General features: G+C 64.1%; 22 protein-coding genes and 5 pseudogenes. 13 read left to right on the top strand and 14 right to left on the bottom strand.

Annotation, left to right across the window (positions count from 1 at the left end; all coding sequences use genetic code 11):
- Positions 1-6: 6 nt before the first annotated feature.
- Both AB3L03_RS37015 and AB3L03_RS37010 read left to right on the top strand, forming a co-directional pair.
- Positions 7-2055: an acetoacetate--CoA ligase gene (locus AB3L03_RS37015; protein ID WP_368508011.1), complete on the top strand. Its 2049-nt coding sequence runs from the start codon at positions 7-9 to the stop codon at positions 2053-2055.
- A gap of 91 nt (positions 2056-2146) precedes the next feature.
- Entirely contained in the window at positions 2147-2449 is a 303-nt protein-coding gene (locus AB3L03_RS37010) for a hypothetical protein (protein ID WP_085353143.1), read from the top strand.
- Positions 2450-2452: 3 nt separating this feature from the next.
- On the opposite strand, the gene AB3L03_RS37005 is transcribed toward AB3L03_RS37010, so the two are convergent.
- A complete protein-coding gene (locus tag AB3L03_RS37005; protein ID WP_026233472.1) occupies positions 2453-2689 on the bottom strand; it encodes a hypothetical protein in 237 nt (78 codons plus the stop codon).
- Between the two features lie 337 nt (positions 2690-3026).
- Complete coding sequence (locus tag AB3L03_RS37000) at positions 3027-3314, bottom strand: hypothetical protein (protein ID WP_247296650.1); 288 nt, start codon at positions 3312-3314, stop codon at positions 3027-3029.
- A 187-nt stretch (positions 3315-3501) separates the two neighbouring features.
- Between AB3L03_RS37000 and AB3L03_RS36995 the strand changes: the two are divergent.
- The 3 genes and pseudogenes from AB3L03_RS36995 (at position 3502) to AB3L03_RS36985 (ending at position 5122) form a co-directional block, all read left to right on the top strand.
- Positions 3502-4088, top strand: a pseudogene (locus tag AB3L03_RS36995) (formyltransferase family protein).
- A 199-nt stretch (positions 4089-4287) separates the two neighbouring features.
- A complete protein-coding gene (locus AB3L03_RS36990; protein ID WP_018457970.1) occupies positions 4288-4632 on the top strand; it encodes a hypothetical protein in 345 nt (114 codons plus the stop codon).
- The gene (locus AB3L03_RS36985) at positions 4577-5122 is read left to right on the top strand and encodes a hypothetical protein (protein ID WP_026233473.1); all 546 of its coding nucleotides are present in this window, start codon (positions 4577-4579) and stop codon (positions 5120-5122) included. The genes AB3L03_RS36990 and AB3L03_RS36985 overlap by 56 nt, the downstream gene beginning before the upstream one ends.
- A gap of 52 nt (positions 5123-5174) precedes the next feature.
- Here AB3L03_RS36985 and AB3L03_RS36980 read toward each other — a convergent pair whose 3' ends face one another.
- Entirely contained in the window at positions 5175-5573 is a 399-nt protein-coding gene (locus AB3L03_RS36980; protein WP_204511265.1) for a RidA family protein, read from the bottom strand.
- A 30-nt stretch (positions 5574-5603) separates the two neighbouring features.
- Entirely contained in the window at positions 5604-5795 is a 192-nt protein-coding gene (locus AB3L03_RS36975; RefSeq protein WP_368509136.1) for a hypothetical protein, read from the bottom strand.
- Between AB3L03_RS36975 and AB3L03_RS36970 the strand changes: the two are divergent.
- Positions 5725-6599, top strand: a pseudogene (locus tag AB3L03_RS36970) (DMT family transporter). The gene AB3L03_RS36975 and the pseudogene AB3L03_RS36970 sit on opposite strands and share 71 nt — an antisense overlap.
- 204 nt (positions 6600-6803) lie before the next feature.
- Positions 6804-8234 (top strand): caspase family protein, encoded by a 1431-nt coding sequence (locus AB3L03_RS36965; RefSeq protein WP_368508010.1) that lies wholly within the window; start codon positions 6804-6806, stop codon positions 8232-8234.
- Positions 8235-8309: 75 nt separating this feature from the next.
- On the opposite strand, the gene AB3L03_RS36960 is transcribed toward AB3L03_RS36965, so the two are convergent.
- Positions 8310-8552: a BrnA antitoxin family protein gene (locus AB3L03_RS36960; protein WP_007610629.1), complete on the bottom strand. Its 243-nt coding sequence runs from the start codon at positions 8550-8552 to the stop codon at positions 8310-8312.
- An 8-nt stretch (positions 8553-8560) separates the two neighbouring features.
- Positions 8561-9532, bottom strand: a pseudogene (gene cysK, locus AB3L03_RS36955) (cysteine synthase A); the annotation flags it as partial.
- A gap of 199 nt (positions 9533-9731) precedes the next feature.
- On the opposite strand from cysK, the gene AB3L03_RS36950 reads away from it, so the two are divergent.
- Entirely contained in the window at positions 9732-9950 is a 219-nt protein-coding gene (locus tag AB3L03_RS36950; RefSeq protein ID WP_026233474.1) for a hypothetical protein, read from the top strand.
- A 15-nt stretch (positions 9951-9965) separates the two neighbouring features.
- Here AB3L03_RS36950 and tgt read toward each other — a convergent pair.
- Positions 9966-11112 (bottom strand): annotated as a pseudogene (gene tgt, locus AB3L03_RS36945) (tRNA guanosine(34) transglycosylase Tgt).
- Between the two features lie 227 nt (positions 11113-11339).
- On the opposite strand from tgt, the gene AB3L03_RS36940 reads away from it, so the two are divergent.
- The 4 genes from AB3L03_RS36940 to AB3L03_RS36925 all read left to right on the top strand — a co-directional run bounded on the left by AB3L03_RS36940 (position 11340) and on the right by AB3L03_RS36925 (position 15511).
- Entirely contained in the window at positions 11340-12524 is a 1185-nt protein-coding gene (locus AB3L03_RS36940; RefSeq protein ID WP_368508009.1) for a patatin-like phospholipase family protein, read from the top strand.
- Positions 12525-12657: 133 nt separating this feature from the next.
- Positions 12658-13404, top strand: a complete 747-nt coding sequence (locus tag AB3L03_RS36935) for a TetR/AcrR family transcriptional regulator (RefSeq protein ID WP_018457980.1) — start codon at positions 12658-12660, stop codon at positions 13402-13404.
- Between the two features lie 247 nt (positions 13405-13651).
- Complete coding sequence (locus tag AB3L03_RS36930) at positions 13652-14254, top strand: PepSY domain-containing protein (protein WP_204511270.1); 603 nt, start codon at positions 13652-13654, stop codon at positions 14252-14254.
- 219 nt (positions 14255-14473) lie between these two features.
- Complete coding sequence (locus AB3L03_RS36925) at positions 14474-15511, top strand: aspartate-semialdehyde dehydrogenase (protein ID WP_231188458.1); 1038 nt, start codon at positions 14474-14476, stop codon at positions 15509-15511.
- 113 nt (positions 15512-15624) lie between these two features.
- Here the strand turns inward: AB3L03_RS36925 and AB3L03_RS36920 are convergent, their stop codons facing one another.
- From AB3L03_RS36920 to coaD, 7 genes and pseudogenes are all read right to left on the bottom strand, one after another.
- Complete coding sequence (locus tag AB3L03_RS36920; RefSeq protein WP_231188457.1) at positions 15625-16020, bottom strand: type II toxin-antitoxin system VapC family toxin; 396 nt, start codon at positions 16018-16020, stop codon at positions 15625-15627.
- Positions 16020-16151, bottom strand: coding sequence for a hypothetical protein (locus AB3L03_RS36915; protein WP_247453087.1), 132 nt, complete (start codon positions 16149-16151; stop codon positions 16020-16022). Before AB3L03_RS36915 ends, AB3L03_RS36920 begins: the two co-directional genes overlap by 1 nt.
- A gap of 167 nt (positions 16152-16318) precedes the next feature.
- Positions 16319-17393: pseudogene (queA, locus tag AB3L03_RS36910) on the bottom strand (tRNA preQ1(34) S-adenosylmethionine ribosyltransferase-isomerase QueA).
- A gap of 142 nt (positions 17394-17535) precedes the next feature.
- Entirely contained in the window at positions 17536-18000 is a 465-nt protein-coding gene (locus AB3L03_RS36905; RefSeq protein ID WP_018457987.1) for a peptidylprolyl isomerase, read from the bottom strand.
- A complete protein-coding gene (locus tag AB3L03_RS36900) occupies positions 17997-18422 on the bottom strand; it encodes a hypothetical protein (protein WP_018457988.1) in 426 nt (141 codons plus the stop codon). Before AB3L03_RS36900 ends, AB3L03_RS36905 begins: the two co-directional genes overlap by 4 nt.
- Before the next feature lie 8 nt (positions 18423-18430).
- Positions 18431-18994: a peptidylprolyl isomerase gene (locus AB3L03_RS36895; RefSeq protein ID WP_231188456.1), complete on the bottom strand. Its 564-nt coding sequence runs from the start codon at positions 18992-18994 to the stop codon at positions 18431-18433.
- A 41-nt stretch (positions 18995-19035) separates the two neighbouring features.
- The gene (gene coaD, locus AB3L03_RS36890) at positions 19036-19530 is read right to left on the bottom strand and encodes a pantetheine-phosphate adenylyltransferase (RefSeq protein WP_204511274.1); all 495 of its coding nucleotides are present in this window, start codon (positions 19528-19530) and stop codon (positions 19036-19038) included.
- 247 nt (positions 19531-19777) lie between these two features.
- Between coaD and AB3L03_RS36885 the strand changes: the two genes are divergently transcribed.
- A complete protein-coding gene (locus AB3L03_RS36885; protein WP_018457991.1) occupies positions 19778-20035 on the top strand; it encodes a hypothetical protein in 258 nt (85 codons plus the stop codon).
- The last annotated feature ends 205 nt before the right edge of the window (positions 20036-20240 follow it).

The following is a 20240-nucleotide window of genomic DNA, read 5'->3' as shown; positions in this document are numbered from 1 at the left end:
CACGCAATGACCTCACCCTTCGTTCCCCAGATCGCCCTTTACCGCACCTGGCTCGCCGAGAAGCGCGGCCTCAACTTCGACAGCTACGAGGAGATGCGGCAATGGTCGGTGCGCGATCTCGACGGGTTCTGGCACGCCATCTGGGACTATTACGATCTGCAATCGCCGACGCCGTTTGCCGCCGTGATCACCGAGCGCAAGATGCCCGGCGCGCTCTGGTTTCCCGGCGCGCAGGTCAACTATGCCCGGCAGGTGTTCCGCCACGTGGACGCGGCTGACGCCGCCGGCCTGCCCGCAATCGTCAGCTGTGGCGAGGACGGCAGGCTTTGCGAGACGAGCTGGCCGGAGCTGCGGCGCAAGGCGGCTGCGCTCGCGCTGCATCTGAAAGAAAAAGGCATCAAGCCCGGCGACCGCGTCGCCGCCTATCTGCCCAACATCCCCGAGACCATCATCGCATTCCTGGCGAGCGCCAGCATCGGCGCGATCTGGAGCCTGTGCGCGCCCGACATGGCCGCGCCCGCCGTGATCGACCGCTTCAAGCAGATCGAACCGAAAGTACTGATTGCCTGCGACGCCGTCACCTATGCCGGCCGCCGGCACGATCGCAAAGACGTCCTCGCCGAGCTGCGGCGGTCGCTGCCGACGGTCGAGCACGTCATCCTGCACAGCGAGGCCGCCGCGCTCGCAGCGGCCGACGCCCTGCTCTCCGAAATTAGCGCAACAACCGGCGCGGAGATCGACGCGTTCGAGCCGGCCTGGCTGCCGTTCGATCATCCGCTCTGGATCGTCTATTCCAGCGGTACCACCGGCCTGCCGAAGCCGATCGTGCACGGCCATGGCGGCATCGTCATCGTGGTGCTGGCGCTGCTCGGACTGCACAACGATCTCGGCTGCTCCTACCACGAGACCTCGTTCGGCGAGCGCTATCACTGGTACTCTTCGACGGGCTGGATCATGTGGAACAGCCAGGTCGGCGGCCTGCTCAGCGGCACCACCTGCTGCATCTTCGACGGCAGCCCCGGCGGCGCCAGGGACAAGCCAGACTGGACCACGCTGTGGCGCTTCGTCGCGCAGTCGAAAGCGACCTTCTTCGGCGCGGGCGCCGCGTTCTTCGCCAACTGCGCCAAGGCCGAGGTCGACCTCGTCGCCGCCGGTGATCTCTCACAGCTTCGATGTCTCGGCTCGACCGGCTCTCCGCTGAGCGCCGACACCCAAGCCTGGTTCAACAACCGCTTCGCTGGCCTGTCGAAGACCAACGGCAGCAAGGCGCAGGCCGATATCTGGTGGGCCAACATCTCCGGCGGCACCGATTTCGCCGGCGCGTTCATTGGCGGCAATCGCGAACTGCCGCAGACGCCGGGCGCGATGCAGTGCCGTCTGCTGGGTGCTGCCGTGGAAGCCTTTGACGAACAGGGCCGCGCCGTCATCGGCGAGGTCGGCGAGCTCGTCTGCACCGAGCCGATGCCGTCGATGCCGCTCTATTTCTGGAACGACAAGGGCGGTGCGCGCTATCGCGCGAGCTATTTCGAGACCTATCCGGACAATTTCGACGGCACCGGCCGTGGGCCGGTGTGGCGGCATGGCGACTGGCTCAAGGTCGACCCGGACGGCTCCTGCATCATCTATGGCCGCAGCGATGCCACCATCAACCGGCATGGCCTGCGCATGGGCACGAGCGAACTCTATTCCGCGATCGAGGCCTTGCCGGAGGTGCTGGATTCCCTCGTCGTCGATCTCGAATATCTCGGCCGTGACAGCTACATGCCCCTGTTCGTGGTGCTGCGCGAAGGCGTCGCCTTCGACGGCGCGATGCAGGCGAAGATCAACAAGGCGATCGAGGCCGGCCTCTCGCGCCGATTCCTGCCCAACGAGATTTTTGCGGTCGCCGAAATTCCCCGCACGCTCTCGGGCAAGAAGCAGGAGCTGCCGATCAAGAAGCTGCTGCTCGGCCAGCCCGTCGAGAAGGTCATCAACCGCGAGGCGATGGCCAATCCCGCCTGTCTCGACTGGTATCTCGCCTTCGCACGCGACTATCTGGCGCGGAGCGAGACTTGAGGGAGATCGCCGCAATTGCGCCGATGCCGTTTGGACTCCGTTCACCGATCGCCGCTAGAGCAGGATGCATCTTCCGCAGCGAACGCGCGCCATGGCCGACCTCAACGCCGTCCTCTCCAGGCTGAACGACCGTCTGCTCCGCCTCGAGGGCGAGCTGTTCGTGCTGCGCTCGCTGGCCCGCGCGACGCTGACGGCGGGCGATGACCACGCGGCGCGAATGCGCAAGCTGGTCGAGGCCGCCAAGGTCGCGCTCGACGACGAAGCCACGCGTCCCCTCGACAAGCCGACGCGCAAATATGTCGATGCGGCGACCGCACTGGTGGAGGAATTGCTGGTCGAGCCGACCCAGGCGCGGCCGTTGTTCACCGTCATCGACGGTGGCCGGCGCGACTGAACGTCAAACTGGCCGTCCGTCGTCCGTCGCGGCGATATCGCCCGACTTGAGCCGGCTGAGGCCGGCTTCGATGATCGCGATCTCCTCGTCGATCTGGCCGATCGGCAGGCTGAAGTCGTAGCCGGACCTGCTCTTCAGATCGACTGCAAGCCGTTGCCTGTGCATCATCAGCTCGTCGAGGCCGCGCCGGTTCTTCAGCCGGACATAGACGTCGACGATCTGCTCAATCGCGCTCGGCATGAAATAGGTCCCGGCGAAAAAGCCCGCACGGCGCACCCGCGCCGGCGCGACAATCTCGGTGTCGCGGTACGCAATACAAATCCGCGACGGATTCGTCGATACGCCAAGCTGGTTGAGATCACGTTACCGTCAGATGATTTCGTGATGGCCGAGCATGAAAAAGCCGCTGGCGATCACGCCAGCGGCCAAATCCGGGTTCGAAAACGGATGCGGGTTGAAATGTCGCCAGCCCCGGTCGGTCCACGTTCTAACGGCAAATCCTGGGTCTCTCTGTTAAAAACGAAACACAGGAACCGGCCGTCGGCACTCGCCGCACCACCGTGGCGGCGTGGCAACGCTAGTCTGTGACGCAGAAATATTTGCGCGGCAGCCTGCGGTAGGCGCTGTAGCGGTAATGCGGCCGGTACGCGTAGCCGCGATAGAGCGCCGGCGGCTCCTGGCCGTAATAGGCGCCGTGATAAAAATTGGTGACCGGCCCTTCCGCGCAGCGATAGGTGTCCCAGGTCGGGCCGATGAAGGGCGCCACCCCGACCTCGGGCGGAACCACGGGATAGGGCGGTCCGCCAGCGCGCGCCGAAGTGGTTGCAACCAAGGCCGCGAGAAGGACAAACCACGCGCTCCGCATGCGTTCACTCCGAGCCGATGCCATGCGCATGGAAGCACCGGACCGGCCGACACCGCAATCGCGGAATTCATCGCGCAGCCTCGCCCGGCGCGTTGTTGATAACCGGCGCAAACCCAGCGCGGGTGGTGACAGGACGTCCGGACGTGTTATCGGGAGATGACGCAGTTGCGAGACGGATCGGACACCCATGCGCATTACTCTTGTCGGCTCCCGCCATTTCGGCGTGACCACCCTGAACATGCTCCGGGAGCATGGTGTCTCGATCGTGCGCGTCGTGGTGGCCGACGCCGAGGATCGTCTCGCCGCAACAGCCAAGGCGGCGGGCATCGACGTCGTGGTCCAGGCCAATCCCAAACTGGTGGTGGCCTCCGAGATCGCCCCCGACACCGATCTGATCGTCACCGCGCACAGCCACGCCCGGATCGGCAAGGACGCGCTTGAGGCAGCGAAGCTGGGCGGTATCGGCTATCATCCCTCGCTGCTGCCGCGTCACCGCGGCAAGGCGGCCGTGGAATGGACCATCAAGGAAGGCGATCCGATCGCCGGCGGCACGATCTATCACCTCGCCGACCGCATGGACGCTGGCGCCATTGCGGCCCAGGAGTGGTGCTTCGTCAAGAAGGGCGAGACGGCGCGGGAACTGTGGAGCGCGCGCTCGCCCCGCTCGGGCTCAAATTGCTGGCCGACGTGATCGACTATGCCAAGGTCCACAAGGCGCTGCCGTCCAAGACTCAAGACGAGCAGTTCGCGACTTCAGCGCCAAGTCTTTCCTGAGGCCCTTTATCCTGAGTCGATCTCCTGACGTTACTCTTAACGTGACGGGGCATTGATTTTGCTTCAAGAATCCCAGCTTGAAACCCAAATAAACCATTGTTCCCACAGGAACAATTTTCGATTTGGCACTGCACCAAATTTCCGTCACATTTGGCCCGAATAAGGGTCAGCATATCAGACAAATTCAAGGACGGATTTTATGCGTTTTGCTCGCATTGCGGCGTTCTGTGCCGCCTCAGTTACCACCCTCGCCGCGCCCGCCTTTGCCCAGACCCCCTATGACGGCAACTGGCACGTCACCATCGTCACCAAGAGCGGCACCTGCGAGCCGACCGCGAGCTCCTTGCTGACGGTTGCCGACGGCAAGATCACCGCGCCCGGCGCTAACGTTTCCGGCACCATCGGCAGCGGGGGACTTGTGAAAGTTTCGATCAATGGTGCATATGCCAACGGTCAACTCAGCGGCAACGCCGGATCGGGGAAGTGGAATGGAGCATCTGCAGGCATACCGTGCAGCGGGCGGTGGGAAGCATCGCGCCAATAGAAAAATCGTGACGAGCGGTGTGGGCCGGCGGCTGCTGATCGCGGCCGCCGTTATGTTTGCCGCCGGAATTGCAAACTCCGAGAGCAAGGCCCAGTCCGGCCCGTTCGCCCCGCTGGCCGGCAGCTGGAGCGGCTCAGGCACGGTCACCCTGGATGACGGCTCGACCGAACGGATCCGCTGCCGGGCGAAATACGCTCCGATCGGACCGACCATGGAGTTGTCTCTGACCTGCGCCAGCGACGCCTACAAGTTCAACCTCGGCGCCAACGTCAAGGCTGAAGGCAGCGCCATCGCGGGCAGCTGGTCCGAGGCCAGCCGTAATATCAGCGGCTCCCTTTCGGGTCGCGGGGCCGGCGGAAACTATGAGCTGCTCGCCTCCACTGCCGGCTTCAACGCCAACATTTCGCTGAAGACGTCCGGCAACAAGCAGAACGTCACGATGCGCGCCGACAGCCAGTTCCGCGGCGCCAACATCTCGCTGTCGCGCTAAGCCGATACGAGTAGATTGACAATCGACCCGGCGATCTCGCGGGGTCGATTTTTTATGTGCCCGGCACGAACGCCGTGACCTCGATCTCGACCTTGGCCCGGTCATCCACGAGGCCGCCGATGTAGAGCAAGGTCGAGGGCGGGAAATTGCGCCCCAGCGTTTCCTTCCAGGCCGCGCCGATGCCGGCCCCGGCTGCCTCATATTCGCTGCGGCTGGTCAGGTACCAGGTCAGGCGGACGATATGCTCGGGGCTGGCGCCGGCCTCGCCCAGGAGCTTGATGATCCGCTTCAGCGCGGTCCCGACCTGCGCTGCCATGTCAGGCACGTAATTGCCGGTCTCGTCGCCGCCGGTCTGCCCGGCCAGCACCACCCAGCGGCCCGGCCCCTCGACCACGACACCATGGGAAAAGCCGCGCGGTTTTTTCCACTCGGCCGGCTGCAAGATGTGCATGAGCGAAGATCTCCCGATTGTTCTCGTTGTTCACTGATGCCTTAGCACGGCGCCCTGCATCGCTGCACCGGCAGATTTGACCGTTGCAAACGGCGAGGATGTCGCCGATACCGGCCTTCCCTCAAGACCCTCGCCTCTCACACCCGCGCCGATGAACACGACACCGTCCAAAACGATGGCTGCCCTGTGGATGGCTGGCTGGCTGTCGCTGATGCTGGTCATGGCGGTCGCCGGACGCGAGACCACGCGCGAGCTGAATGTATTTCAGATCATGGAAGTGCGTTCGCTGCTAGGATTCCTTTGCTTTCGCCGATCATCTATCGGGCCGGCGGCTTCAAAGTGCTCAGGACGTCGCGCCTGCCGCAGCACATCGGGCGCAATTTGGTGCACTATGTTGCGCAGCTCGGCTGGTTCTTCGCGCTCACGCTGATCCCGATCGGCCAAGTGGTGGCTATCGAGTTCACCATGCCAATCTGGACGGCGCTGCTCGCAGCGAGCCTCCTCTCCGAGCGCATGACGCCGTGGAAGATCGCCGCCATCGCGCTTGGCCTTTTCGGTGTGATCGTCATCGTCCGACCCGCCACCGGCGAAATCAATCCCGGTCAACTCATCGCACTAGGCGCCGCGCTGGGCTTTGGCGTATCCATGGTGCTCGTCAAATCGCTGACCCGCACCGAAAGCGCACTGTCGATCCTGTTCTGGATGCTGGTGGTGCAATCGGTCGCAGGCTTCATTCCGACGCTGTTCGTCTGGACGTGGCCCTCCGCCTATGTCTGGGCATGGGTTGGCGTGATCGGCGTCTGCGGCACGTTTTCGCACTACTGCCTCGCCAGCGCGATGCGCTATGCGGATGCGACCATCGTCGTTCCCATGGATTTCCTGCGAGTTCCATTGACCGCGACCGCTGGCTGGCTGCTGTATTCGGAGCGGCTTGACACCTGGACGGTGGTCGGCGCCGCGCTGATCCTGTTCGGCAATCTCCTGAATCTAAAGCCAGCTCCGGCGGATCCTGCTCCCGCACGCTGAACCTCGCGCCGCCTCGCGCGACAAAACCAAGTGGCCGTGTGATTTAGATCACGTTGGAAGGGTATTCCATCGTGCACATTCTGCCACACAGCAGCGGGTTGAACGCGACGAACTGCCGTTTTGGTGGCGCCGAGGCGGGCACTTCATGTAAGTTCGTTGCCAATTCGTTGCTGCCTGCAATTTCGATTCTGTTGGGGATTCCAGATGCGCACTCTCACCCTCCTCGCGTCGCTGATGTGCATGGCACTGTCGATCAGTGCCGCGAAGGCCGACCGCCGCGTTGCTTTCGTCGTCGGCAACGGCACCTACAAGAACGTCGCACAATTGCCGAACCCGCCGATCGACGCTAAGGCGATGGCGGCAACGCTGCGCAATGTCGGCTTCGAGGTGATCGAAGGTTCGAACCTCTCGCGCGACCAGATGACGGAGAAGCTGCTGGACTTCGGCCGCAAGGCGCAGGGCTCCGACGTCGCAGTGTTCTATTATGCCGGTCACGGCATCGCGGTCGGCGGCTCCAATTATCTTCTGCCTGTCGACGCCGACATCAAGTCGGAGATGGACGTCAAGCTCGGTGCCGCCATCAACATCGATCTGACCCTCGAGCAGACCATGGGCGACGCCAAGGTCAAGCTGGTCTTCCTTGACGCCTGCCGCGACAATCCGTTCGCCGCCAAGATCAAGTCGAACTCCGCGACCCGCAGCGTCAACGTGCAGAGCGGTCTTGCCGAGATGAAATCCGGCGAAGGCACGCTGATCGCGTTCGCCACCGGCCCGGGCCAGACCGCGCTCGACGGCCAGGAGGGCAACAACAGCCCGTTCACCCGTGCGCTCATCGACAACATCACCAAGCCTGGTGTCGAGATCCAGCAGGCGATGACGTCGGTCCGCGCCCAGGTCAACGAGGAGACCCACAAGGGTCAACTGCCATGGGGCCACACCAATCTGACCGGCGCGGTCTATCTCAACCAGGCTCCGACGACCCAGGTCGCCAATGTGGCACCGACGGCTGCTGGCAGCGTGCCAATGGCGACGGGCGGCAGCTCGGACGGTGTCGAGCTCGAATACTGGCGTTCGGTCAAGGAGAGCAACAAGTCGGAAGAGCTCAACGCCTATCTCTCCGCCTACCCGAACGGTCAGTTCAAGGCGCTTGCGCTGGCACGCCTCGCGGCCATCAAGAGCGGCCCCTCGACCGCGACGCGTACCCTCACCGCAGGCGTCGATCCCGCGACCTTCACCGAAGAGGCCACCCAGCTTACCGAGGACCAGATCGGCCTCGACAAGAACCAGCGCCGCGACGTTCAGCGTCGCCTGGGCGGGCTCGGCTTCGACAACAAACAGACAGGCGTCTTCGGCGACGAGACCCGGTCGGTGCTCAAGCGCTGGCAGGCGGCGCGCGGCTATCCCGCGTCTGGCTACCTGAACAAGCTCCAGCACAAGGCTCTGCTTTCGGAGGTCGTGGCCGGCCCGCCGACCGCGAGCGACAACAGCCAGAAGGCAGCCCGCCGGGCCGCCGCCCCCGCGGCCAGCAGCGCGCCCGCACCGGCTCCCCATCGCAGCAGCGGCGGCGATCCTGCCGGAGCAGCCTTCGTTGGCGGTGTCGTCGGCGGCATGATGGGCGGCATGTTCCGCCGCTGAGGCGAGGCCAATCGCAGATACAAAAGCCCGGCTCGCGCCGGGCTTTTTCGTTGCGAAAAACCAAAGCTTTGGCGTCTACTTCCCCGCGGCCTTTCGCAGCGCCTCGTTGATGCGGTCCTGCCAGCCGGGCCCGCCGGACTGGAAATGCTCCAGCACGTCCTGGTCGATCCGCAGCGTGACCTGCTCCTTGACCCCCGGCGCCACGTTCTGCTTTGGCGGCGCCGCAGCGACCTTCGCCGTCACCTTCTTGAACGCCGCCTCGGCCTCCGTCCTGGCGTCGCCCAACGTCCGCGGCCGCCTCGGTGGTTGATCCGCCATGTCCTAGATCCCTCAAACAGAGCCGTCGAAAGATACCGCTCGGAGAAGGACGGCACTATAGCCAGGATGGTCTTTCCCGCAGCTTCGGGGCGCTTGCCGATCTCGACGGCCGCGGCAATCGCGGCGCCCGAGGAGATGCCGCCCGGAATGCCCTCATGCCGCGCCAGTGCCCGCGAGGTCTCGATCGCCGTCGTCGAGTTGACCTTGACGATCTCGTCGATCACCGAGCGATCGAGAATGTCAGGGACGAAGCCCGCACCGATGCCCTGGATCTTGTGCGGCGTGTGCTGGCCACCCGACAGCACCGGGCTCTCCTCCGGCTCGACCGCAACCACGCGCAGCGAGGGCTTGCGCGGCTTCAGCACCTGGCCGACGCCGGTGATGGTGCCCCCGGTGCCGACGCCGGCGACGAAGAAGTCGATGTTGCCGGCGGTGTCATTCCAGATCTCCTCCGCGGTGGTGCGGCGGTGCACCTCGGGATTGGCGAGATTCTTGAACTGCTGCGGCATCACCGAATTCGGCGTCGTCTTCAACAGCTCTTCGGCCGTCGCGATCGCGCCCTTCATGCCTTGCGCGGCCGGTGTCAGCACCAGCTCCGCGCCCAGAAAGGCCAGCATCTTGCGGCGTTCGATCGACATCGACTCCGGCATGACCAGCTTGAGCCTATAGCCGCGCGACGCCGCGACGAAGGCCAGTGCGATGCCGGTATTGCCGGAGGTCGGTTCGATCAGCACGGTGTCGGGCTTGACGATTCCGGCCTTCTCCATGGCGATGATCATGGCCGCGCCGATGCGATCCTTCACGCTTGCGGCGGGATTGAAATATTCAAGCTTTGCCAAAATGGTCGCGTTCACGCCATGCATGCCCGGCAGCCGGCGCAAGCGCACGATCGGCGTGTCGCCAAAAGCATCGACGATCGAGTCATAGATCCGGCCGCGGCCGGGTTGGTGCGCTGCACCCGTGGTGGACGATGCGTCCATGATGAACTCCCTGTGGCGACGATTGTGCTTCTAGACAGCCTGCGGCGACACGCAAGCGAGATTGCGTTACATGTTAAATACGCTGCATCGCAAAATCGCGTGAGCAATAATTATCAGAAAACCAACGCATTTGTGTTGCGACCTCGTCAACTGATTCTGCTTATGTTAGACTTAGGTCTCAAGCTGGGAGGTCACCACGATGTCAGCAGTCGCTGAAGTGTTGTCGACCGTCGCACCGAACCGCGCTCCGCGTTGCAGTGAGTTGCCGGCCTGTCCCGTCTGCGCCGACTCCATGATCGCCGCCGAAGGTTCTGCGTATTTGTCGGAACACGTGATCAGCTATCTCTGGACCTGCGACAATTGCGGCTACGGCTTCGTGACCAAGCACTCCGTCAAGCAGCGCCTCGTCTGCAACTGACGTTTTGCACTTGACCTAGCGCGGGGCGATGTCGCCCCTCCCCCAGTCTTCGCGCGTACGCCGATAGAACTCCTCGAACGTTCCCTGTGCGATCGCATCCCTGATGCCCTGCATCAGGAACTGGTAATAAGCGATATTGATCTCGGACAGCAGCATCGCACCCAGCGTCTCGCCCGCCTTGACGAGATGGTGCAAATAGGCGCGCGCGTAGCTGCGCGCCGACGGCCAGGAGCTCTCTTCGTCGAGCGGACGGGGATCGTCGGCGTGGCGCGCGTTGCGCAAATTCACCTGGCCGAAGCGTGTGAAGGCAACGCCATGCCGGCCATTGCGCGTCGGCATCACGCAGTCGAACATGTCGATGCCGCGCTTGACCGCCTCGAGGATGTCGTCGGGTGTGCCGACGCCCATCAGGTAGCGCGGCCGCTCTCTCGGCAGCAGCGGCGCTGTCTCGTCGATCATCGCCAGCATCACCGCCTGCGGCTCACCGACGGCGAGGCCGCCAATGGCATAACCATGGAAACCGATCTCGATGAGGCCTTGCGCGCTGGCATGGCGAAGCTGGGGTATGTCGCCGCCCTGCACGATGCCGAACAGCATGTAGCCGTCGGGCGCGCTCGAAGGCGCGCTTGCTTCGCTCGGCCCAGCGCAGCGACAATTGCATCGCGCGGTCGATGTCGGCGCGCTCGGCGGGCAGTCGCACGCATTCGTCCATCTGCATGGCGATATCGGAGCCAAGCAAACGCTGCACCTCGATCGAGCGCTCCGGCGACAGCTCGACCTTGGCGCCGTCGATATGCGAACGGAAGGTCACGGCCTGCTCGCTGACCTTGCGCAGATCCGCCAGCGACATCACCTGGAAGCCGCCGGAATCCGTCAGCATCGGCCCGTTCCAGCCGGTGAATGTCTGCAAGCCGCCAAGCGCCGCGATCCGCTCGGCGCCGGGACGCAGCATCAGATGATAGGTGTTGCCGAGCACGATGTCGGCACCGGCCTCACGCACCTCGCGCCAGTGCATGCCCTTCATCGCGCCGGCGGTACCGACCGGCATGAAGGCGGGCGTGCGCACCACGCCGTGCGGCGTGGTCAGGCGCCCGGTGCGCGCGGCGCCATTGGTGGCGAGCAGTTCGAAATGATTGGGCAGACCGGTGTCAGGACGATTCATGACGGTGCTTATTGCGTGTCGGAGCAGGCCGATCAACCCGCTCGGGCGATGCCTCGGCCGGCTTATGCATCAGACTGGGACAATGGGTGCAAATATTGGGGGACACGGAATTGTGCGCCTGCGACGCTTGTTAAACAAAACGATACAGTGTAGTTTTACGTTGGGCTGGACGAGATGCCGCGGCGATGTTGCCGGCGGCGGTAGATGCGTGATCGCCAGCCACCGCAATGCCCCTCCCCTCAAGTTCGACTGACCCAGCCGGCCGTTCGCATGGCTGGACGAGGTGGACCGGCGCCCGCCTGTTCGGATTGCTGGTCCTGACGTGCAGCTTGGCGCTCGGCGCCTGCACCTCCCTGCCCCGCACGCCCTATACGGCCACCGAAGCCAGCACATCGCGCGTGCTCGATATTGATGGCCTGCGGCGCTACGCCGACGAACCCATCACGAAATTCAATTTCGAGAAGGACACCAGCACCGCGACGAAGTCCTACCTGGCGCTGTCAGGCGGCGGCGCAGATGGCGCCTACGGCGTCGGTGTGCTCAACGGCTGGACCGCGGCCAGAACCCGTCCCACCTTCTCGGTTGTCTCGGGCGTGAGCACCGGCGGCCTGATTGCGCCCTTTGCGTTTCTCGGCTCGCAATATGACGACACGCTGAAGGAGGTCTATACCAGCGGCGTCGCGGAGAGCCTGTTGAGCGATCCCAGCATCATGCGCGTGCTGTTCGGATCCGGCCTGTTCGGCAACACCCGGCTGCGCGAGCTCGTCGCCCGCTATGTCGGACCGGAGATCATGGCGCAGGTCGCCCATGAAAACGCCAAGGGCCGAAGGCTGCTGGTGGTGACGACCGATCTCGACACCCAGCGCACCGCGATCTGGGACATGGGCAGGATCGCCGCGGTCGGCACGCCCGAGGCGCTCAAGCTGTTTCGCGACGTGATGGCGGCCTCCGCCAGCATCCCGCTGGTGTTTCCGCCGATCATGATCGACGCCGAAGGCGAGGGCCGCAGATTTCAGGAGATGCATGTCGACGGCGGCGTCACGGCCCCGGTGCTGACGCTGCCGGAAGCCTTGCTTTTCCAGGGCAGTCGCCTTCCCGGCCCTGCGAAGCTGGACATCTACATCCTCGTCAACAAGAAGATCGAACGCAATTTCGAGCTCGTTTCCAACAGCACCATCGACGTTGCCTCCCGCAGCCTGTCGTCGATCACCCAGTCGCAGACCCGCTCGATCATCTTCTCGACTTATGATTTTGCGAGGCGCAACCGCCTGGGCTTCCATCTCTCCTATATCGCGCGCGATTATCCGGCCGCCCCCTCGGAAGGGTTCGACACCGCTTATATGCGAGCGCTGTATCAGTACGGATACGAGAAGGCGGCTTCGGGCGAGGCCTGGACTTCGACGCCTCCGTGAGCGCTCGGTGAGGAACGGGGCCGTGCCGAGACGGTTGACGATGCGGTCATTCGGCCAGATTAGCCATGACGCACTCGTTGCCGCGCGTTATAGAGCAATGACTGATGTCACGACCGCGCAGGAATCATTGGGCATGGGATTGACTGCGACCAGGACAAGACCGGCGGCGCCGCGGCGCGAGGTGCCGAAATCGCGCGGCGGCCGGCCGACGAAAAGCGCCGCGATCGAGCGCGATCAGCGGCTGATCGAGGTCGCCACCCGCCTATTCCTGGATCGCGGCTTTGACGCGACCTCGCTCGATGCGGTCGCGGAAGCCGCGCGAGTGAGCAAGCCCACCGTCTATGCCCGTTACGGCGACAAGCGCGGCCTGTTTGCAGCCGTGCTGAGACGCGAGATCGCGCGATGGCTGGCACCGCTGTCCGCGGCAGCCGAGACGCAGCTCGGCAGCGCCTCGGATATCTCGGTCGAGCAACGGCTGGTCGAGATCGGGCGCGAGATGCTGACATTCACCTGCGGACCCGATGCCGTCGCCTTCAGCCGCATGATGACGTCGCAGGCCATCAACTTTCCCGACATCGCCAAGCTCGGCAAGGAGGAAGGCTGGCTCAAGGCCGTCGCCACCACGGCACGCTTCTTCGACCATCTGGTGGCGCAAGGCGCGCTCGACGTCGACGACACCACCATCGCGGCGGAAGTGTTTCTCGACGTCGTCGTCGGTCATAACCATCGTCTGGCGACGTTTGGAACGCCGCCGGAGATGAAGGCCGCGGAAAAGCGCATGCGCGCTGCGATCAAGCTGTTCCTGGCAGGCGCGCTGGGATCAGCGGACGGCAGCCAGAGTGCCGCCAAGGGCACGCAGCGGCGGCGCCCATCGCGCTGACAATTCCGTGAGCTTACGATCTTTCCAGGAGATCTCGTGGCCGCGCCGTTGACCGAAACAAAACGATACGGTATTGTTTAATTATAGGGCGATGCGGATCGCTTTTTCACCAGCCCCAAGAGGTCCGCACCGCTTCGATCGTCGCGGCGGTACAGCCCGTCGCGACGCTCAGCGGCCGACCGATGCCCAAGGTCGGCCGCAAATTCTTGACGATCATCCGGCATACTCGCTGGCCGAGGGTTCGAGCATGACGACGGCCAAACGACGGATCTCGGGACTGCTCGCGATCGCCCTGTCCGCACTCCTCCTCGCAGCGCCGGCGCGGGCGATCGTGAGCACGGGCACGCCGACCACCCTTCACAGCGACACAGATGGTGACGCCGAGGTCGACCGCCAAGCGGTCAGCCGCGAGATCGAGCGCTTCCGCAGCTCGTCGATCTCGATCAACCAGGCCATGGCGATTGCGGAAGCCCGCCACGTCGGTGCCACCACGGCGGATGTGAGTTTCGACGGAGCCTCAGGCGTGCCGGTCTACCGGGTGAAGACCCTGCACAACGACCGGATCTGGCGCCACACCATCAATGCCGCGACCGGCGAGCTCGTCGGCGGGGAAGCCGCCCTCCCTCTCGCCGAGCTCGACCTCGACGATCGCAGCAATCTCGCAGCGCTCGGTGCCATCAAGCACCGACTTGCGGATGCCGTCCACGTCGCCGAGCGCGCGGCCTCCGGCAAAGCCATCAGCGGCGGACTGGTGCGCGAACGCGGCCGGCTGAATTTCGCGATCGTCGTCATCAGTGGCGACAACCTCAAGGAGGTCATCCTCGAACCGCCGGGCGCCCGGACCAAATAGCGGCAGCCCCAATCCCGCCGAAAAGCCATTGACGGGGGCAGGACTCTCCCGCATAAGCTCCCGCCATGTTCGCGACCACCAAACGCACGACTAAAACCACCACGGCCTTCGGGGCCCGGGGAGGCGTGCGCGTGTAGTCGTCGACTAGAACGCAATCCACTCTACCGAAGCCCCGCCCATGATGGTCCGGGGCTTTTTTGTTGTTTAGATCGCAATTCAATGGAGGACAAAGTGAGTAACGATCCCGTCGTCGCGATTGTCGGCGTCACCGGTGCGGTGGGCGCCGAATTCATCGCCACCATGGACAAGCGCGGCTTTCGCGTCGGCAAGCTCAAGGCGCTGGCGAGCGCCCGCTCGGCCGGCAAGACGGTGTCGTTCCATGGGCAAGACGTCATCATCGAGGAGCTGACCGAACGCGCCTTCGAGGGCGTTGACATCGCCCTGTTCTCCGCTGGCGGCAGCATCTCCAAGAAGTTCGCGCCGATCGCGGTCAAGGCCGGCGCCGTCGTCGTCGACAACTCCTCCGCCTTCCGCATGGACCCGAACGTGCCGCTGGTGATCCCCGAGATCAACGCGAACCGCATCCGCGACCACAAGGGCATCATCGCCAACCCGAACTGCGCCGCCATCACGGCGCTGGTGCCGCTGTGGCCGATCCACCAGAGCAACCGCATCAAGCGGGTGATCATCTCGACCTACCAGGCGGCCTCCGGCGCCGGCGCTGCCGCGATGGAGGAGCTGGTCGAGTCCACCCGCGCCAACCTCAACGGGCAGGTTTATACGCCGAAGGTGATGCCGCATCCCTACGCGTTCAACCTCTTCAACCACAACACGGCGATCGACCCTGACACCGGCTACAACGACGAAGAGACCAAGGTCATCAACGAAACCCGCAAGATCTTTGAGGACGACAAGATCGCGATCGGCGTCACCTGCGTGCGTGTGCCGGTGCTGCGGGCTCATTGCGAGGCCATCACCTTCGAATGCGAGAAGCCGATCAGCGAGGACCAGGTCCGCGCCATCATGGCACGAGCGCGCGGCGTCAAGGTCGTCGACGACCGTGCCAGGAACTACTTCCCGATGCCGATCGACGCCTCGGGCCAGGACGACGTCCTGGTCGGCCGCATCCGCAAGGACTTCAGCGACCCCTCCGGGCATTCGATCTCGATGTTCGTGGCGGCGGACCAGCTGCTCAAGGGCGCTGCGCTCAACGCGGTGCAGATCGCGGAGCTCCTGCCACAGCGGGTGATGGCGTAACGGAAGATGCGTAAGGTGGGCAAAGGCGCGCAAGCGCCGTGCCCACCACTTCGCATCAAGAAAGTTGGTCGGCACGCTTCGCTTTGCCCACCCTACAATGGCAAACAGCGCGGTCAGGTCAACGCGGGGAGAATGTCTGTCTTAGCAAAGTCGGCTCCCTTGAAGAGCAGCGGTTGCGAACGCGCTTTCGCCAAAGCGTAGACCGCACAATCGACGATGTTGAGCTGCGCCGGATGTCCCCCGCCCGTGCCGAAGCGTTGAAATGCCTCGAACGCGCCTTTCGCCATGTCTGCGTCGAACGGCACTACGACAATCCCGGCAGTCTCCAGCAATTCGTCGAAGAACTTCACGGCCGATGCTCCGAAGCGAGCAGAGAGAACGATCTTGGTTTCCAGGATTGCTACTGCTGACATCGACAGGCTGGCAGCATCCAGCATGGCTTTCCGATAGCGCTGCCCATCTGGCTCGTTGGTGACGGTCGCGACGATCGCAGACGTATCCAGCACCATCAGGACGGCAGCCCGAAACGGTCATAGCCGAGGATTTCGTCTGCAGGCCGAGAATCGAGAACGGGCAAGCCAGCGGTTCGCTCGAAGAACGACGTCAGGGCGGCCCTCCTATCGACCGCCGGCGATGCCACGCGAGACAAGCGCTCCTCGATGGCGCGTTCGAGCGCCGTCTCGATATCTTCCCCGTCAGGCGGGCGAGGCGCTGGGCAAGCTCATCGACTTTCGCGGAACGGATGTTCATCGGCCACTCGATCCATGCAAAACGTATGAGCAGTATAGCACGAGAACGCCGCCGGCGTCACTCCCGCGCCGGAAACAGCAAACAGGCATCCCCGTACGAATAGAACCGATAGCCGGTTGCGATCGCGTGTGCATAGGCTTGCTGCATCGCCTCCAGCCCGGAGAACGCCGACACCAGCATGAACAGTGTCGACTTCGGCAAATGGAAATTGGTCAGCAGAATATCAACGGCGCGGAAGCGATAGCCGGGGGTGATGAAGATCGACGTCTCGGCGGCGAACGGCTCAATGGTGCCGTCCTCGCTGGCTGCGCTTTCGATCAGGCGCAACGACGTGGTGCCAACCGCGATGATACGGCCGCCGTTCTTGCGCGCCGTGTTGAGCCGCTCCGCCGTCTCGGACGACAGCGTACCCCACTCGGCATGCATCTTGTGGCCTTCGGTGTCGTCCACCTTCACCGGCAGGAAGGTCCCTGCCCCGACATGCAGCGTGACGCGATTGATGCCGACGCCGCGCGCGTGCATCGCCTGCTCCAGCGCCGGGGTGAAATGCAGGCCTGCTGTCGGCGCGGCAACGGCGCCTTCGTTCACAGCGAACATGGTCTGGTAGTCGGCGAGATCCTGATCATCAGGCGTGCGTTTCGAGGCGATGTAGGGCGGCAGCGGCGGGCTGCCGAGATCGGCGATGGCTTGATCCAGCGTCGGGCCGTGAAACGAAAATGACAGCGTCACCTCGCCTTCCCCGCCCTTCGCCTCGACCTCGGCGTCGAGATGGCCGAGCAGGCAGACCTTGCCCTCATTGCCGAAGCGGATGCGGTCGCCGGCGATGAGTTTCTTGGCAGGCTTCACCAACGCCTGCCAGCGCGAGCCGTCGAGGCGCTTGATCAGCGTTGCCTCGATCTTCGGCTCGGTCTCGCGGCCGATGCGACGGCCTTTTAATTGCGCCGCGATCACCTTGGTGTCGTTGACGACGAGCTGGTCGCCCGGCTTCAGCCATTGCGGCAGGTCGGTGATGATTTCGGTCGCGCAGCGTGCCGCGATCGACGACCAGCATCTTCGCGGAGTCGCGCGGGCTCGCCGGGCGCAATGCGATGCGCTCGGCGGGCAGGTCGAAATCGAAGAAGTCGGTGCGCATCTCGGACTCAGGGCCGTACAGTCACTCCTCATCCTGAGGGGTGCGGAACGCGCGTCTCGACGGATGAAGGCCCCGCTGCTGCAGCTCGGCCTTCATGGTTCGAGACGGCGCCACGCGCCTCCTCACCATGAGGGTTGAACGCCTACGCCGCGTCAGCCGCCATCCGCGCCTTGACGATCTTGTCGGGGTTCTGCACGGGCTCGCCACGCTTGATCTTGTCGACGTTCTCCATGCCCTCGGTGACCTTGCCCCACACCGTGTACTGGTTGTCGAGGAAGCGGGCATCGTCGAAGCAGATGAAGAACTGGCTATCGCCGGAATCCGGGCTGGCGGCGCGCGCCATCGAGGTGGTGCCGCGCACATGCGGCTCCTTGTTGAACTCGGCCTTCAGCTTCTGGCCGGAGCCGCCGGTGCCGGTGCCCTGGGGGCAGCCGGTCTGCGCCATGAAGCCGTCGATCACGCGATGGAACACGATGCCGTCGTAGAAGCCTTCGCGCACGAGTTCCTTGATGCGTGCGACGTGGCCGGGCGCCAGATCAGGCCGCATCTCGATGGTGACGGGGCCCTGCGTGGTCTCGAGGATCAGTGTGTTTTCGGTGGCGCTCATGCTCGTCTCTCTTGGGTTGGGGGTGAAGTCCTGTCAGGTGAAGACTTGCGGTTGCGAAACTGGATCGCGAACGGACGCCCCGCAGCGGCGCCGGCCATCGCATCGGTAAATGGCATCGGCGTGCAGCGTTGCAATGCCTCCATCACCGCGACCCGGTATTGCAGCCGGTCATTGTCGGAAGCCTCCGCGGATTCATAGGTAATCCTCGGATGGCCCAGAATGTTTCCAGCCCGGTTGAAGCTCACCACGACGGTGATGTCGATCGGGCGGGCCCTGGCGGCGGGCGGCGGCTTCCAGCAGGTGCGCAAATGCCGGAAGATGTCCTGGATGGTGTTGACCTGTGCGTCCTCGGCGACCGCGCCCGGGACGCCGAGCAGCAGCACCGCGGCAACCAGCAGGAGCTTGCCACCGCAGCGCGCCATCGCCGCTCCTACTTGATGTCGGAAGCGACCTGCACCTTCACCATCTTGTCGGGGTCGGTGACGGTGCCGCCGCTCGATCCGGGAGGCGCCTTCTTCAGCTTGTCGACGACGTCCATGCCCTGCACGACCTCGCCGATCACGGTGTACTGGTTGTCGAGGCTGCCGCCGTCGGCAAACATGATGAAGAACTGCGAATTTGCGGAGTCGACGCTGTCGCCGCGCCGGGCCATGCCGACGATGCCGCGCGCAAAATGCACCTTCGAGAATTCCTGCTTCAGGTTCGGATATTTCGAGCCGCCGGTGCCATTGAAGTTCTGACCGTCGCCGGTCTGCGCCATGAAGCCATCCATGACGCGGTGGAACGGCACGTTGTTGTAAAAACCCTCGCGCGCGAGCTGCTTGATGCGCTCGGCGTGCTGGGGCGCAAGGTCCGGCCGGAGCTTGATGACGATGCGGCCCTTGGTGGAGTCGATGACGATGGCGTTGGCCTTGTCGAGGCCGGCCGGCAAGGCTTGCGCGAAGGCCGGCACCGCGAACAGAACCGCGGCAAGAACTGCGAGAATTCGGATCATGACAACTCCGGATCAGAGATGAGAAAGGAAACCCGCCGTTATCAGGCGAATTTTGCCTTGAGCTGGGCCGCAACCAGCGGCGGAACGAAGGCCGAGACATCCCCGCCCATGGCAGCGATCTGGCGCACCAAAGTGGCGGTGATCGGGCGGACCATGGGAGAGGCCGGCAGGAAGATCGTATGCACCTCGGGCGCCATGGCCTCGTTCATGCCGGCGAGCTGCATCTCGAAGTCGAGGTCGGTGCCGTCGCGCAGGCCCCGAATCATGATCGTGGCACCGTGCTTGCGCGCCGAGGTCACCGACAGATCGTCAAACGTCACGGCCTCGAGCAAGCAGCCGGCCTGGGCGGCCACCGGCCCGCAGACGTCATGGAGCATCTTCAGCCGCTCCTCGGTCGAGAACAGAGGCTTCTTGCCGGGGTGCACCCCGATCGCGACAACAAGCCTGTCGCACAGCGACACGCTGTGCCGGACCACGTCCAGATGGCCGTTGGTGATGGGGTCGAAGGAACCTGGATAGAAGGCAATGCGCGGCATGGCCACGTCCTACCGCGCCCTGCCCGGCCCGGCAAGCCGGTCAAGTTCCCTGGCGGTTTTTCCGCAGAAGCGTGTCGGAATGCGCCGAATTGTTTCGTCCTAAGGGCGGCCACGACACAAAACGGAGCGCGAACGAAACCATTTCCCGCGTTCGCGAAGACGTCCGGAAACTGGCCATGGTTACTAATCCAGCCAACGAACGACGGGCCGCACACTGGGCGTAGCGGCCGCATCACAGGGGACTGTCATGATCAAGGCTCTTTCGGCGATCGCCATTTCTGCGTGTGTTGCTGCCACCCTCACGCTCCTGCCCGGCTTCGCCCCCACCGTCGAGGCGAGCGTGCCGCAGCCGCTTGCCAAGAGCGACCGGCTCGATATCCGCACCGTCGGCAAGGACTGCTCGCAGCAGGCCTGGCCGAATTTCGAAGCGTCCTGCCTCCGCCAGGCCGGCACCAAAGCCAACATCCGCGAGGCTCGCCTTGTGACTGCCAACCGTACTCCGTAGTGGGGGTCTGTCAGTTTCGCGTCAGCTAACTCTCAAGATAAACCCCAAAGATATACCCCATGGATATTTGCGACGTCCCGTCGCACACTGCCTGATGCTCGCGCCCGTCGGAATGACCCGTCGGGCGCGATCCCATCGGGGGGTCGCCATTGTCCAGTACGCCTGCAGTCGCCTCCGGCCATCAACCTGATCCACTGCCGATTGC

Source organism: Bradyrhizobium lupini (assembly GCF_040939785.1).
In the GTDB taxonomy this organism is placed as follows: domain Bacteria; phylum Pseudomonadota; class Alphaproteobacteria; order Rhizobiales; family Xanthobacteraceae; genus Bradyrhizobium; species Bradyrhizobium canariense_D.
This window is presented reverse-complemented; position numbering and strand designations above follow the sequence as displayed.

Excerpts from the sequence above, each read along its gene's own strand:
- AB3L03_RS37015 (WP_368508011.1), top strand. The coding sequence starts at position 7 with ATGACCTCACCCTTCGTTCCCCAGATCGCCCTTTACCGCACCTGGCTC.
- AB3L03_RS37010 (WP_085353143.1), top strand. The coding sequence starts at position 2,147 with ATGGCCGACCTCAACGCCGTCCTCTCCAGGCTGAACGACCGTCTGCTC.
- AB3L03_RS37005 (WP_026233472.1), bottom strand. The coding sequence starts at position 2,689 with ATGCCGAGCGCGATTGAGCAGATCGTCGACGTCTATGTCCGGCTGAAG.
- AB3L03_RS37000 (WP_247296650.1), bottom strand. The coding sequence starts at position 3,314 with ATGCGGAGCGCGTGGTTTGTCCTTCTCGCGGCCTTGGTTGCAACCACT.
- AB3L03_RS36990 (WP_018457970.1), top strand. The coding sequence starts at position 4,288 with ATGCGTTTTGCTCGCATTGCGGCGTTCTGTGCCGCCTCAGTTACCACC.
- AB3L03_RS36985 (WP_026233473.1), top strand. The coding sequence starts at position 4,577 with ATGGAGCATCTGCAGGCATACCGTGCAGCGGGCGGTGGGAAGCATCGC.
- AB3L03_RS36980 (WP_204511265.1), bottom strand. The coding sequence starts at position 5,573 with ATGCACATCTTGCAGCCGGCCGAGTGGAAAAAACCGCGCGGCTTTTCC.
- AB3L03_RS36975 (WP_368509136.1), bottom strand. The coding sequence starts at position 5,795 with ATGACCAGCATCAGCGACAGCCAGCCAGCCATCCACAGGGCAGCCATC.
- AB3L03_RS36965 (WP_368508010.1), top strand. The coding sequence starts at position 6,804 with ATGCGCACTCTCACCCTCCTCGCGTCGCTGATGTGCATGGCACTGTCG.
- AB3L03_RS36960 (WP_007610629.1), bottom strand. The coding sequence starts at position 8,552 with ATGGCGGATCAACCACCGAGGCGGCCGCGGACGTTGGGCGACGCCAGG.
- AB3L03_RS36950 (WP_026233474.1), top strand. The coding sequence starts at position 9,732 with ATGTCAGCAGTCGCTGAAGTGTTGTCGACCGTCGCACCGAACCGCGCT.
- AB3L03_RS36940 (WP_368508009.1), top strand. The coding sequence starts at position 11,340 with ATGCCCCTCCCCTCAAGTTCGACTGACCCAGCCGGCCGTTCGCATGGC.
- AB3L03_RS36935 (WP_018457980.1), top strand. The coding sequence starts at position 12,658 with ATGGGATTGACTGCGACCAGGACAAGACCGGCGGCGCCGCGGCGCGAG.
- AB3L03_RS36930 (WP_204511270.1), top strand. The coding sequence starts at position 13,652 with ATGACGACGGCCAAACGACGGATCTCGGGACTGCTCGCGATCGCCCTG.
- AB3L03_RS36925 (WP_231188458.1), top strand. The coding sequence starts at position 14,474 with ATGGAGGACAAAGTGAGTAACGATCCCGTCGTCGCGATTGTCGGCGTC.
- AB3L03_RS36920 (WP_231188457.1), bottom strand. The coding sequence starts at position 16,020 with ATGGTGCTGGATACGTCTGCGATCGTCGCGACCGTCACCAACGAGCCA.
- AB3L03_RS36905 (WP_018457987.1), bottom strand. The coding sequence starts at position 18,000 with ATGAGCGCCACCGAAAACACACTGATCCTCGAGACCACGCAGGGCCCC.
- AB3L03_RS36900 (WP_018457988.1), bottom strand. The coding sequence starts at position 18,422 with ATGGCGCGCTGCGGTGGCAAGCTCCTGCTGGTTGCCGCGGTGCTGCTG.
- AB3L03_RS36895 (WP_231188456.1), bottom strand. The coding sequence starts at position 18,994 with ATGATCCGAATTCTCGCAGTTCTTGCCGCGGTTCTGTTCGCGGTGCCG.
- coaD (WP_204511274.1), bottom strand. The coding sequence starts at position 19,530 with ATGCCGCGCATTGCCTTCTATCCAGGTTCCTTCGACCCCATCACCAAC.
- AB3L03_RS36885 (WP_018457991.1), top strand. The coding sequence starts at position 19,778 with ATGATCAAGGCTCTTTCGGCGATCGCCATTTCTGCGTGTGTTGCTGCC.